This is a genomic window from Streptomyces sp. NPDC101227, assembly GCF_044767545.1.
GTDB lineage: Bacteria > Actinomycetota > Actinomycetes > Streptomycetales > Streptomycetaceae > Streptomyces.
Genome location: NZ_JBIWOD010000019.1, coordinates 91454 through 104275 on the forward strand (window position 1 = coordinate 91454; position 12822 = coordinate 104275).

The following is a 12822-nucleotide window of genomic DNA, read 5'->3' on the forward strand; positions in this document are numbered from 1 at the left end:
GGTCGGAGCGGTCGGAGCGGTCGGTGCTCGGGGGCTGTCGGGGTGTGCGGAACCGGCTGAACTAGTCGGCGTCGGGGGTGTGCATCCACCAGGCCGCGGTGGCGCCGGGGAGGGTTCCCGCGGGGCAGTCGCCGCTGGCCAGGAGGGGGGCGCCGGGTACGGGGGCGGGGACCGGCAGGGTGCCGAAGTTGACCGCGCACACCAGGCCATCCCCGCGGACGAAGGCCAGCACCTGAGGCGGCGTCTCCAGCCACCGCAGCGTGCCCTCGCCGAGCTGGGGGAGCGTACGGCGCAGCTGCAGCCCCTCGCGGTACAGGTGCCAGAAGGACCCGGTGTCGGCCACCGCCCGGTCCGCGGTGTGCTCGGCGAACCGCTCGGGCTGCGGCAGCCAGGTCCCGGCGCCGCCGGTTCCGGTGGCGCCCGTCGTGGCGCTGAAGCCGAACGGGGCGGCGTCACCCGTCCACGGCAGCGGCACCCGGCACCCGTCCCGGACGTGCTGACGGCTGCCCGTGCGGTGGAAGATCGGGTCGGTGAGGACCTCGTCCGGCAGATCGTCGACCTCGGGCAGGCCCAACTCCTCGCCCTGGTAGACATACGCGGCCCCGGGGAGCGCCAGCATCAGCAGCGCGGCCGCGCGGGCCCGCGCCGCTCCCGCCCCGCTCGCCTCGCCGCCGGGCCCGGTCGCGTACCGGGTGACGGTCCTGACCTGGTCGTGGTTGTTGAGCACCCAGGTGACGGTGGAGCCGGTGCTCGCGATGTCGGTCAGCGCTTCGGAGATGACCTTGCGGAAGACGTCGACGTCCCAGGGCGCGGTCAGCAGGTGGAAGAAGAACGCCTGGTGCAGCTCGTCGGGCCGGACATAGGCGGCCTGTTCGCTCGGCGTGCGGACCGAGACCTCCCCGACCAGCAGCCGGTCGTGGCCGTCGCGGGCGGTGTACTCCTCGCACAGCGCCCGCCACTGGCGCCATACGTCATGAACCTCGGGCTGGTTCCAGGCGAGGGGGTTGACCGAGTCGCGGGTCCGCTCGTCTGCCGAGGGGTCGGGGGAGTCGGGGAGTTCGGGGTGCTTGAACAGGCCGGCGGCCACGTCGATACGGAAGCCGTCGACGCCGCGGTCCAGCCAGAAGCGCAGCACCTTCTCGAAGTCGGCGCTCACCTCGGGATTGCGCCAGTTCAGATCGGGCTGTTCGGGCGTGAACATGTGGAGGTACCACTGCCCCGGCCGGCCGCTTCCCTTCGCTGCGCCTCCGCTCCCTTCCGATTCGCCGGAGGCGGAGCCCGGCTCCGTGACCCGGGACCAGGCGGGTCCGCCGAACATCGCCCGCCAGTTGTTGGGCGGCAGCGCGCCGTCCGGTCCGCGCCCGTCCGCGAAGTGGAAGAGCGACCGGGACGGGCCGCCGGGCCGGTCTTCCAGGGCGGCGCGGAACCACGGGTGCTCGCTGGAGCAGTGGTTGGGCACGATGTCGAGGAGCACCTTGAGGCCCAGCCGGTGGGCGTCGTCCACCAGGAGGTCGAATTCGGCGAGATCGCCGTAGGCGGGGTCCACCTCGCGGTAGTCGGCGACGTCGTAGCCGTGGTCGTGCTGCGGCGAGGGGAAGAACGGGCTGAGCCACAGGCCGTCCACCCCGAGCTTCTTGAGGTACGGCAGCCCGGCCCGTACGCCGGCCAGGTCGCCGACGCCGTCACCGGTGGTGTCGCGGAAGCTGCGCACATACACCTGGTAGATGACCGCATCGCGCCACCAGCGCTGTGCCGTGTCCGGTGTGGTGTCCGGTGTGGTGTCCGCTTCGGTGGCCGGTGCCAGCGGGGGAGAAGGTGCGAGTCCGACCGAGGGGCCGTTCCCTGCCGAGGCTGTGAGCATCTGCCGTGATCCCGTTCTTACCTGAGCATGCCGAAGCGGCCTGCAGTTCGCCGGTCAGTTGGTTGGTATGCATGCATGTTAAGTAGGTGTGTCATTTGAGTGTCAATGAAGCGGCCGAAAATGGCAGATAGATGCCCGAGTTTGTCGCGGTATGAGAAGGCGACGATCCCTCGCGGGCTACTTAACGTGTAACTAGAAGATAGAAGTTGATCAACCGCGACCGGCGATGGCCCTGAGCTCCCGGCTCAGCCGCGCCACCGTCGCGTCGGTGCTCCGACCGTGCACGAGCGCGTCATGCATCACGGCCTGCACCGCCAGGCTCACCTGGTCGTACCGGGGGCTCTTGAGCCGCGGCCGGGCCGCCAGCAGGCTCCGCTTCAGCGTCGGCAGATACGGGAAGCGCCGGACCAGTGCCGGCTCCCCGTACAGATCGGCCCACACCGGTGGCAGCGCGCCCTCGGTGAGCACCCGGCGCTGCACCGGCTCGGACGTCAGATAGGAGATCAGGTCGGCGGCCGACTTCTGGTGCCGCGAGTGGCTGTTCACCGCCAGATTGGAGCCGCCCAGCACGCTGGAGCCCTGGCCGTCCGGGCCCGGCAGTGGCACCGTGCCGACCCTGCCCGCCGCCTTCGGCGAACCGGGGCGGGCAAGCGCGTACGCATACGGCCAGTTCCGCAGGAACAGCAGCTTGCCGTCCTGGAAGGCCTGCCGGGACTCCTCCTCCTTGAACGCCAGCGCCCGCCGTGGGATCCACCCCTCGCGCACCCCGTCGAGGAGGAAGGACAGTCCCCGGCGCGCCGCCGCGGAGTCCACCGTGACCCGCGCGCCCTCGCCCGCCAGCACCGTGCCGCCCGCCGACTGCACCGCCTCGGTGACATTGGCGGTCAGCCCCTCGTACGGCAGGAACTGCCCCGCGTAGCCGTCCAGCCCGTACTTGGGCGCGACCGTCTTCGCCAGGCGCTCCAACTCCGCCCAGGTGCGCGGCGGCCGGACGCCTTCCCGGTCGAGTACGTCCTTGCGGTAGTAGAGAAGCCCGGCATTCGTCACATAAGGGACGGCGTACAGCCGCCCGCCGAAGGTGGCCGTGTCCACCACGGGCGGCAGGAAGTGGCGCAGCGGCAACCGCCGCCCGTCCACCGGGGTGATCCAGCCCGCGGCCGCGAACTCCGACGTCCACGCCACATCGATGTTCAGCACATCGAAGCGGTCGCTGCCGGAGCGCAGCTCGCTGACCATCTGCGCCCGTACCTCGTCGGCGGCGTCCGGCAGCTCGACCAGCGTCACCTTCTCGCGGGGATGCCGGTCGTTCCAGCCGCCGAGGACCCCGCGCAGATAGCCGGTGAGGTCGCCGCCGGTCACCAGGGTGAGCGGGCCGCGCCCGTCCGCGTCGCCGCGCGGCTCGCCGGCCTGCGCACCCGACATCCCCGCACACAGCAGCGAGCACACGAGCAGAGCCCGGGCCGCGGCACGCTTCCACCGCATGGGCTCCTCCTCGTACCGGCACCGACGGGTCAGCGGCCCGACGGCAGGCCCCCTGTATACCTGTTAGCCATGCAGGGATACTAGGGCCTGGGCCTCATCCACCGGACGGGCTCAAGATCCGGCAGCAAACGCTGCGGGAACGCAGGAAGAGCTGCGGGAACGGACGGCTCTGCAGGAATATACGACGGCGAACCGGCCCCCGGCCGGACGAGTTCAGCAGGCCGGCAGGCACGGACCGGCAACCACGGGCGGAGAGGGAGAGGGAAGGCGTTGCGGCTGCCACTCCTGGCGCTGCTGGTCGGCGGACCCGCACACGGCTATGAACTCAAGCAGGCCCTTGAGAACCTCCTGGGCGCGGCATACCCTCAGCCGAACGTCGGCCAGATCTACGTCACCCTGGGCAGGCTCGAGAAAGCGGGCCTGATCGAGGGGGAGGACGTCGAACAGTCGGATCGCCCGAACAAGCGCATCTACCGGATCACCGCGGCGGGACGCGAGGCGGTGGACGCGTGGTTCGACGAATCCACCGCCGAACCACGGGTGCGGGACGAGTTCTTCATGAAGCTCGCCCTGGCCCCGTACACCGGAGCCGCCGACCAGATCGCCCTGATCAACAAGCAGCGCCGGCACTATCTCAACACCATGCGCGACCTGTCGAAACTCGCCGCTGCCGAGGATCGCGGCAACCGCGTCGCGCAGCTGCTGATCGAGGGCGCGATGCTGCATCTGCAGGCGGATCTCGACTGGCTGGAGCGCTGCCAGGAGGAGTGGGAATGAGGCGGGACGAGCCATCGGGCGCGATATCCGGCCCGATATTGCGGGCGGCCGGCCTGGTCAAGACCCACCGGCCGGAGGGCGCCGCGCCGGTCCATGCCGTGCGGGGCGTCGACCTCTCCGTCGAACGCGGCGAATTCGTCGCCGTCACCGGACCCTCCGGAGCCGGCAAATCCACCCTGCTCCACCTCCTCGGCGGCCTCGACCGGCCCGACAGCGGCGCCCTCTGGCTCGACGGCCGAAGGGTCGACTCCGTCAGCGAGGCGCGCTGGGCGGTGCTGCGCCGTAACCACATCGGCATCGTCTTCCAGTTCTTCAACCTCGTCTCCAACCTCACCGTCGCCGACAACGTCGAACTCCCCGCACTGCTGGCCGGCCGCTCCCCGAAGAAGGCCCGCGCCGACCGGGCGGAGCTCCTCGAGGAGCTGGGCCTGACGGGCAAGGAGAACTTCACGCCCGGCGAGCTGTCCGGCGGCGAACAGCAGCGTGTCGCGCTGGCCCGCGCCCTGGTCAACGCCCCCAGCCTGCTGCTCGCCGACGAACCCGCGGGCAGCCTGGACAGCAAGGGCACCAGAGAGGTGCTGCGGCTGCTGACCCGCTTCCACCAGAGAGGCCAGACCATCCTCCTGGTCACCCATGACGCCAGGATGGCGAGCGCCGCGGACCGGGTGATCAGCTTCTTCGACGGCCAGGTGGCCGACGATGTCCAGCTGGGCGGCGGCCGTCCCGGTGCCGGTGTGACCGACGTCCTCAAGCTGAAGGGCTGACGCGTGCGAGCGGCGGCCCGCTGGACCCACGCCCACCTCAGATCGCACCGCGCGTCCGCGGTGCTCATCGTGCTGGCAACGGCCGGGATCACCGTCTCGCTGCTGCTGGCCAGCGCCCTGTTCGCGTACGCCACCGACCCCTGGCAGCGGATCTTCACCCAGTCCACCGGCGCCCACGTATGGATCCACACCCAGGCCGGCGCCCCCGCCGCCTCGCTCGCCCGCCTCGACGAGGTACGCGCCGCCGCCGGCCCCTTCCGTACGGTCACCACGACCGCGAGCTTCCAACTCGGCGGCTCCAAAGCGACGCTGGAACTGCGCGGCGCACCGGCGCTGCCCACCACCGCCGTCCCCCAGATCGCCGCGGGCCGCTGGCTCGATCCGGCCGCCGATAAGGGCACCAGCGCGGGCGCGGACCGGGGCATCGTCCTGGACAGCTCGGTGGCCCGCGCGATGTGGGCCAAACCGGGCGACTCCCTCGCGCTGAGCGGCTTCCCCGCACCCCTGCGGGTGGTGGGCGTCGCGGACACCGCCGAGGCCGGCTTCCGCGCGGGTGAGACGCCGGGCGTCGCCTGGGTGCTCCCCGCCACGCTCGCCGCCTCGGACGCCGGCCGCGACCAGCGCGGCCAGACCGTCGGCCTGCGCCTGACCGACCCTGCGGACACCGACTACGTCGTCCAACGGGCGGTCACCCGGCTCGGCGCCGACCGGATCACCGACGTCTCCACCTGGCGGCAGGCCAAGGCCGAGGCCGCGGGCGACAACCAGCTCCTGGGCCGGCTGCTCGCCCTGTTCGGCCTGGGCGCGCTGTGCGCCGCGGCCCTGGCGGTGGGCGGAGCCATCAGCACCCGGGTCCACGGGCACCTCAGGGACATCTCCGTCCTCAAGGCCATCGGCTTCACCCCCAGCCAGGTGGTCCGCATGTTCCTCGCCCTGCACCTGGGCTTCGCGCTGCTCGGCGGCGCGCTCGGCGCCCTGCTCACCCAGACGCTCGGATCCCTCGCACCCGGCCGGATCGGTGAGGCGCTGGCCCTGTGGCGGGACCTCCCCGGACACTCCTGGCTGCCCTTCGCCGTCCCCGCCGGGGTGGTGGTCTTCATCGGCTCGGCCACCTGGCTGGCCGCGTGGCGGGCCGGGCGCGTCCCACCGGTGCCCGTCGCCCGCGCCGCCGTACCCTCCGGCCGCCGGATGTCGGGCTCGACCCGGCGCGCGCTGGGCCTCCGTATCCCGCCGGCCGTCGTACTCGGCTGGCGCGGCGCCTTCCACCGCCCGCTGCGCGCCACGTCGGCCGTGGCCCGGCTGGCCGTCCCGCTCCTCCTCATCACCATCGCCCTCGGCGCCTGGTCCACCATGAACCTCTTCACCTCCCACCCCGAGCGCGTCGGCCTGCCCGCCGCCCTCACGGCACGCTCCGACAGCCTCGGCGAGCGGGACCTGCACCGGCTCCTCGCCGCGCAACCCCGGGTGACCGCCTACCCGGGCGTCGAGGTCCAGGCCCTCGTACCGGGACAGACCGGCACCATCACCCTGCGCGGCCTGGGGACCGACGCGCACCCCTACCCGTTCACCATCGTGGAGGGCCGCGCCGCCGACGGCCCCGACGAGGCGATCGCCGGCCAGGGCCTGCTCGACCTCCTCGACGCCCAGGTCGGCGACTGGGTGCGGATGACCGTCGCCGGAGCGCCCCACGTCCTGCACATCGTCGGCCGCAGCATCGAACCGGCCGACGGCGGCCGGGTCATCTCCACCGGCCTGGACACCCTCCGCGACGGCGCCCCGGCGCTGCACCCCGACTTCTACAACCTGGTCCTCCGCCACGGCACCGACCCGGCCGCGGTCCGCGACGCCCTGACCGATGCGTCCGCCGGCCGGCTCGAAGTACGCGAGATCCCCAACCCCGCCGATCAGCTCTCCGCGGTGCGCGCCGTCATCATCGGCCTGATCGCGGTCCTGGTACTGATCGGCCTGGCCGAGCTGTCGACCACGGTCGCCGCCGGCGTACGCGACCGCGGCCGCGACCTCCTCGCCCTGCGGGCCGTCGGCCTGACCCCACGCCAGATCGCCGCGGTGATCGTCGCCGCGACCGTCTTCGTCGCCCTGGCCGCCGTGCTGCTCGGCACCGTACTCGGCGTCTTCGCCGCCGAATGGCTCATCGACCTCCAGGGCCACACCAGCGGCTGGGGGACGGGAATCGCCCAGCGCCCGGCGTTGCGCACGCTGGTGCCGGTCGACGCGGCCGCGGTGCTGGTTGCGGGTGCGGTCTCGTTGTTGCCTGCGGTCCGGGTGGCGCGTCGCCGGCTGGCGGATTCGGCGAGCGCGGTGGCGTAGGGGTCCGGCGCTGCCCGCCCCCGCCGGCCCGCCCGCCGGCCCACCCGGGTAGATCTTCACCGGTCTGGACCTCCGGAGTTATCCACAGGCCTGGCCGGGGTGTTCGGGTCCGCGTAACGTGACGAGGCATGAAGATCCTGATCAGCGCGGACATGGAAGGCGCAACGGGCGTGACCTGGCCCGCCGATGTGCTGCCGGGTACGCCGCAGTGGGAGCGCTGTAGGCATATGTTCACCTCCGATGTGAATGCGGCGGTCGTCGGGTTCTTCGACGGCGGGGCCGATGAGGTGCTCGTCAATGAAGCGCACTGGACGATGCGCAACCTTCTGCTCGAGCAGCTCGACGAGCGGGCGCAGATGCTCACGGGGCGGCATAAGTCGCTGAGCATGGTCGAGGGCGTCCAGCACGGCGATGTCGACGGAATCGCCTTCGTCGGCTATCACACCGGCGCGGGCACCGAAGGGGTCCTCGCGCACACGTATCTGGCGAATTCGCTCACCGGGGTCTGGGTCGACGGCACCCGGGCGAGCGAGGGGTATCTCAATTCCCTGGTGGTGGCCGAATACGGCGTGCCGGTGGTGCTGGTCACCGGCGACGACCGGACCTGTCAGGACGCGCTGGGGTATGCGCCGGACGCGCCGGGGGTGGCGGTCAAGGACTATGTGTCGCGCTATGCCGCGGTGTGCCGGCCCCCGGCGCGTACGGCGGCGGCCATCCGGGCGGCTGCGGAGTCGGGCGCGGCGCTGGCGGTGCGGCACGATCCGGTGCGGCGCGGTCCCTACCGCTTCGAGATGGAATTCGACGCCGAGCATCTGGTGGGCGCGGCGACGTGCGTGCCCGGCGTGGAGCGCAGCGGAGAGCGCCGCGTGACGTATACCAGTGAGAACATGTACGAAGCCATCCGGTGCTTCAAGGCGGTCACCACCGTCGTCTCGTCGGCCGTGGAGGAACAATATGGCTGAGCATCAGGGGGACCGCACCAGATCCGTCGGCCCCACCAAAACCGTCGGCCCGGCGAGAGTCGTCGGCCCCGCCAAGGCCGTCGATCCCCTCGACACCGTGGATCAGCAGGCCCTGGACGAAGTGGTCCGCTTCACCTCCGAGCTGATCCGTATCGATACGAGCAACGCCGGTGACGGCGCGTGCCAGGAGCGCCCGGCCGCCGAGTATGTCGCCGAACGGCTCGCCGAGGCCGGTCTCGAACCGGCGCTCCTCGAGCGGACCAAGGGCCGTACGAACGTCGTCGCCCGGATCGCCGGCGCGGACCCGTCGGCCGATGCCCTGCTGGTGCACGGCCATCTGGACGTGGTGCCCGCCGAGCCCGCCGACTGGAGCGTGCACCCGTTCTCCGGCGAGATCACCGACGGTGTGGTCTGGGGCCGGGGCGCCGTCGACATGAAGAACATGGACGCGATGGTGCTGGCGGTCGCCCGCCAGTGGGCGCGCGCGGGAGTCCGGCCGCGGCGCGACATCGTGCTGGCCTTCACCGCGGACGAGGAGGCCAGCGCCCACGACGGCTCGGGATTCCTCGCCGACCACCACGCGGCCCTCTTCGAGGGCTGCACGGAAGGCATCAGCGAGTCCGGGGCGTTCACCTTCCACGCGGGCGGCGGCATGCGGCTGTACCCGATCGCGGCGGGGGAGCGCGGCACGGCCTGGCTCAAACTGACCGCCCGTGGGCAGGCGGGCCACGGCTCCAAGGTCAATCACGCCAACGCCGTGAGCCGGCTGGCCGCCGCCGTGGCCCGCATCGGCGAGCACGCCTGGCCGGTCCGGCTCACCCCGACCGTACGGGCCGCGCTCCGCGAGCTGGCCGCGCTGCACGACATCGACGTCGATGTCGTATCGCCCGACGTCGACGTCGACGCGCTGCTGAGCAAGCTCGGACCGTGCGCCAAGCTGGTCGAGCCGACGGTCCGCAACAGCGCCAACCCGACGATGCTGGAGGCCGGGTACAAGGTCAATGTGATTCCGGGCAGCGCCGTCGCCTATGTGGACGGCCGGGTCGTCCCCGGGGGCGAGGCGGAGTTCCGTACGACCATGGACGCCCTCACCGGACCGGAGGTGACCTGGGACTACCACCATGGCCAGGTCGCCCTCGAAGCCCCGCTGGACTCCCCGACGTACGCCGCGATGCGGGCCTCGATCGAGCGGTTCGACCCGCAGGGCCACGTCGTCCCGTACTGCATGTCCGGTGGCACGGACGCCAAGCAGTTCTCGCGGCTGGGCATCGCCGGCTACGGCTTCTCGCCGCTCAAGCTGCCGGAGGGCTTCGACTATCAGGCGCTGTTCCACGGCGTGGACGAGCGGGTGCCGGTCGAGGCGCTGCACTTCGGGGTCCGCGTGCTCGACGACTTCCTGAGACAGGCTTAGGCACGAACGGGGCGGCGGCGGGGCAGGAAGAGGGCAGGCACCAGGGCGGTGTCCGGCAAAGGAGGAACATCAGCATGGTGACCACGGCTCCCTACGGTGCCTGGCCGTCCCCCATCGACGCCCGGACGGTTGCCGCCCATGACGGCCGCCCGGCCTTCGTCGGTGCGGTCGGCGACGAGGTCTGGTGGACGGAGCCGCGGCCCGCCGAGGGCGGCCGCCGGGCGCTGGTCCGCAGGCGCCCGGACGGCGCGGTGGAGTCGGTGCTGCCCGAGCCCTGGAACGTCCGCAGCCGGGTGCTGGAGTACGGCGGCCAGCCCTGGGCCGGCACGGTCACCGATCGCGGACCCCTCGTGGTCTTCAGCAACTTCGCCGACCAGCGGCTGTACGCCTACGAGCCGGACGGCGGCACCGCCCCGCGCCCGCTCACCCCGCTGTCCGCGACCGGCGACGGCCTGCGCTGGGTCGACCCCGTACTGCGCCCGGAGCTCGGCGAGGTGTGGTGCGTGCTGGAAGAGTTCACCGGCGACCGTCCCACGGATGTGCGCAGGGTGATCGCCGCCGTGCCGCTGGACGGATCCGCGGCCCAACACCGGGATTCGGTAAGGGAGTTGAGCGACGACCGGCATCGTTTTGTCACCGGCCCCCGGGTCTCGCCGGACGGGCAGCGGGCGGCCTGGATCGCCTGGGACCATCCCCACATGCCCTGGGACGGCACGCTGGTGATGCTCGCCCGGATCACGGCCAAGGGGGAGTTCGACGACGTCCGGCCGGTTGTCGGCGACCCCGGGCCGGGCGCGCCGGGCGGCCCCGGCACCAAGGAATCGGTCCCGCAGATCGAATGGGCCGCCGACGGCACGCTGCTCTTCGTCTCCGACCTCAGCGGCTGGTGGGAGCTGCAGCGCATCGACCCCGACGGCGGCCGGGCGGAGCCGGGACCGGGGGCGGCCGCCCGCCGGGCCCTGTGCCCGGCCCGCCAGGAGGAGTTCGGCGGTGCGCTGTGGAACGTCGGGCAGCGCTGGTTCCTGCCCCTGGAGAACGGCACCCTCGCCGTCATCCACGGCCGCGGCACCACCACCCTGGGCATCCTCGACCCGGTCTCCGGCGACCTGGTCGACTCGGCGGGGCCCTGGACGGAATGGGCCCCCACCCTCGCCGTCCACGGCAGCCGCATCATCGGCGTCGCCGCCGGCCCGCACGGCTCGTACGAGATCGTCGAACTGGACACCTGCACCGGCCGCGCCCGGGTGATCGCCGCCGGCCACACCGATGTGGTGGACCCGGCCTACTACCCCACGCCGGAGATCCGCGCCTTCACCGGCCCCGACGGCCGGGACATCCACGCGCACATCTATCCGCCGCACCACCCCGAATTCACCGCCCCCCAGGGCGAGCTGCCGCCCTACGTGGTGTGGGTGCACGGCGGCCCGACCGGCCATTCCCCGCTGGTGCTCGACCTGGAGCTGGCGTACTTCACCTCCCGGGGCATCGGCGTCGCCGTGGTCAACTACGGCGGTTCGACCGGCTACGGCAGGGAGTACCGCGAGCGGCTGCGCGGCCAGTGGGGCGTGGTGGACGTCGAGGACTGCGCCGCCGTCGCCCGCGCGCTGGCCGACGAGGGCACCGCCGACCGTGCCCGGCTGGCGATCCGCGGCGGCAGCGCCGGCGGCTGGACCACCGCCGCCTCGCTCTCGGCCACCGACGTCTACGCCTGCGGCGCGATCAGCTACCCGATCCTGGACCTGGCGGGCTGGGCGACCGGCGAGACCCATGACTTTGAATCGCAGTATCTGGAGTCGCTGGTCGGCCCGTTCGCCGAGGTGCCCGACCGCTACCGCGACCGCTCGCCGCTGCATCGCGCGGACCGGATCGCCGCGCCGTTCCTGCTGCTCCAGGGCCTGGACGATGTGATCTGCCCGCCGGCGCAGTGCGACCGGTTCCTCACCGAGGTCGCCGGGCGCGGCATACCGCATGCGTATCTCGCCTTCGCCGGCGAGGGCCACGGCTTCCGCCGCGCGGAGACCATCGTCCGCGCCGTCGAGGCCGAACTCTCCCTCTACGCCCAGACCTTCGGCTTCACCCGCGACGACATCCCGGCACTGGAGCTGCGCACATGACGGTAACGAGGGCGATCCGGCCGCCACGCCTGCGGCCGGGCGACCGGGTGGCGGTGGTCGCGCCCAGCGGCCCGGTCGTGCCGGAGCGGCTGGACTGCGGGCTGGACGTGCTGCGGGGCTGGGACCTCGACCCGGTGGCCGCGCCCCATGTCCGCGATACTCATGAGTCCTTGGGCTATCTGGCTGCCGCCGACGCGGACCGCGCCCGCGATCTCCAGGAGGCGTGGTGCGATCCGTCCGTCAAGGCGGTGTTCGCGGCGCGCGGCGGCTATGGCGCGCAGCGCATGGCCGACCTGCTGGACTGGTCCGCCATCCGGGCCGCCGCCCCCAAGCCGCTGATCGGCTTCAGCGATGTGACGGTGCTGCACGAGGCGTTCGCGGTGCGCGCGGGGGTGGCGACGCTGCACGGCCCGGCCGTCGCGGGTGAGGTGTTCCTCAAGGACGACGCCACCCGGGAGGGGCTGCGGCGCACGCTCTTCGCCCCGGAGACGGTCCGCACGGTGGCCTCGGCGTCCGCCCGTCCGCTGGCGCCGGGCCGGGCCGCCGGGGTCACGCTGGGCGGCTGCCTGACGATGCTCGCCACCGAGCTGGGCACCGCGCACGCCAGGCCCGGTGCGGCGGGCGGCCTCCTGCTGCTGGAGGACGTGGGGGAGTCGCCGTACCGCATCGACCGGGCGCTGACCCAACTGCTGCGCGCCGGCTGGCTGGACGACGTCGCCGGGGTCGTCCTCGGCTCCTGGGCGCGCTGCGGGCCGTACGAGCGGGTGCGGGAGGTGCTGGTGGACCGGCTGGGCGGGCTGGGGGTGCCGGTGGCCGAGGAGTTCGGCTTCGGGCACGGCGACTCGGCGCTGACCCTGCCCCTGGGCGTACCGGCGGAGCTGGACGCGACGGCCGGCACGCTGACGTTCGAGACGCCGCCGCTGACCTGAGATCCGGCGTCGGGCCGCTCCGAACCCCGCGTCGGGTCGCCGTAATTGCCGATGCCGGGAATGGGGGGAGTGGCCGGCGGCAGAAGGCAGCACATGGCAGTGAACTGACAGCAAACTGCCATGAATTGACGCCGCAGCGACGTGAACTGACTTCGTGCCAGTAACTCCTGTCAGGAGCGTTGACACCTCGGTTA

Annotated in this window: 9 protein-coding genes; 7 read left to right on the forward strand and 2 right to left on the reverse strand. The window is 72.5% G+C overall.

Translation table 11 applies throughout. The annotated features are described in order from the left end of the window. Positions 1-61: 61 nt before the first annotated feature. The gene (locus tag ACIRPT_RS33325; RefSeq protein WP_403834047.1) at positions 62-1861 is read right to left on the reverse strand and encodes a glycoside hydrolase family 13 protein; all 1800 of its coding nucleotides are present in this window, start codon (positions 1859-1861) and stop codon (positions 62-64) included. Between the two features lie 210 nt (positions 1862-2071). Beyond that, positions 2072-3343: an ABC transporter substrate-binding protein gene (locus tag ACIRPT_RS33330; RefSeq protein ID WP_403834050.1), complete on the reverse strand. Its 1272-nt coding sequence runs from the start codon at positions 3341-3343 to the stop codon at positions 2072-2074. A gap of 270 nt (positions 3344-3613) precedes the next feature. Here ACIRPT_RS33330 and ACIRPT_RS33335 point away from each other — a divergent pair, with 270 nt between their 5' ends. The 7 genes from ACIRPT_RS33335 to ACIRPT_RS33365 all read left to right on the forward strand — a co-directional run bounded on the left by ACIRPT_RS33335 (position 3614) and on the right by ACIRPT_RS33365 (position 12628). Beyond that, positions 3614-4120, forward strand: a complete 507-nt coding sequence (locus ACIRPT_RS33335; protein ID WP_403497478.1) for a PadR family transcriptional regulator — start codon at positions 3614-3616, stop codon at positions 4118-4120. Further along, positions 4117-4884 carry an ABC transporter ATP-binding protein gene (locus tag ACIRPT_RS33340; protein ID WP_403834053.1) on the forward strand — a complete coding sequence of 256 codons (768 nt, stop codon included), beginning with the start codon at positions 4117-4119 and terminating at the stop codon, positions 4882-4884. The genes ACIRPT_RS33335 and ACIRPT_RS33340 overlap by 4 nt, the downstream gene beginning before the upstream one ends. Positions 4885-4887: 3 nt before the next feature. Next, positions 4888-7212, forward strand: a complete 2325-nt coding sequence (locus ACIRPT_RS33345; RefSeq protein ID WP_403834055.1) for an FtsX-like permease family protein — start codon at positions 4888-4890, stop codon at positions 7210-7212. A 128-nt stretch (positions 7213-7340) separates the two neighbouring features. Beyond that, on the forward strand, positions 7341-8174 hold the full coding sequence (locus ACIRPT_RS33350; protein WP_403834057.1) for a M55 family metallopeptidase: 834 nt from the start codon (positions 7341-7343) through the stop codon (positions 8172-8174). Further along, entirely contained in the window at positions 8167-9585 is a 1419-nt protein-coding gene (locus ACIRPT_RS33355) for a M20/M25/M40 family metallo-hydrolase (protein WP_403834059.1), read from the forward strand. Before ACIRPT_RS33350 ends, ACIRPT_RS33355 begins: the two co-directional genes overlap by 8 nt. Positions 9586-9659: 74 nt before the next feature. Then, positions 9660-11699, forward strand: a complete 2040-nt coding sequence (locus tag ACIRPT_RS33360) for a prolyl oligopeptidase family serine peptidase (RefSeq protein WP_403834061.1) — start codon at positions 9660-9662, stop codon at positions 11697-11699. Beyond that, entirely contained in the window at positions 11696-12628 is a 933-nt protein-coding gene (locus ACIRPT_RS33365; protein ID WP_403834063.1) for an LD-carboxypeptidase, read from the forward strand. The genes ACIRPT_RS33360 and ACIRPT_RS33365 overlap by 4 nt, the downstream gene beginning before the upstream one ends. The last annotated feature ends 194 nt before the right edge of the window (positions 12629-12822 follow it).

Coding starts and splice junctions, on each gene's coding strand:
- ACIRPT_RS33340 (WP_403834053.1), top strand. CDS start 4,117: ATGAGGCGGGACGAGCCATCGGGCGCGATATCCGGCCCGATATTGCGG.
- ACIRPT_RS33360 (WP_403834061.1), top strand. CDS start 9,660: ATGGTGACCACGGCTCCCTACGGTGCCTGGCCGTCCCCCATCGACGCC.
- ACIRPT_RS33355 (WP_403834059.1), top strand. CDS start 8,167: ATGGCTGAGCATCAGGGGGACCGCACCAGATCCGTCGGCCCCACCAAA.
- ACIRPT_RS33330 (WP_403834050.1), bottom strand. CDS start 3,343: ATGCGGTGGAAGCGTGCCGCGGCCCGGGCTCTGCTCGTGTGCTCGCTG.
- ACIRPT_RS33325 (WP_403834047.1), bottom strand. CDS start 1,861: ATGCTCACAGCCTCGGCAGGGAACGGCCCCTCGGTCGGACTCGCACCT.
- ACIRPT_RS33350 (WP_403834057.1), top strand. CDS start 7,341: ATGAAGATCCTGATCAGCGCGGACATGGAAGGCGCAACGGGCGTGACC.
- ACIRPT_RS33365 (WP_403834063.1), top strand. CDS start 11,696: ATGACGGTAACGAGGGCGATCCGGCCGCCACGCCTGCGGCCGGGCGAC.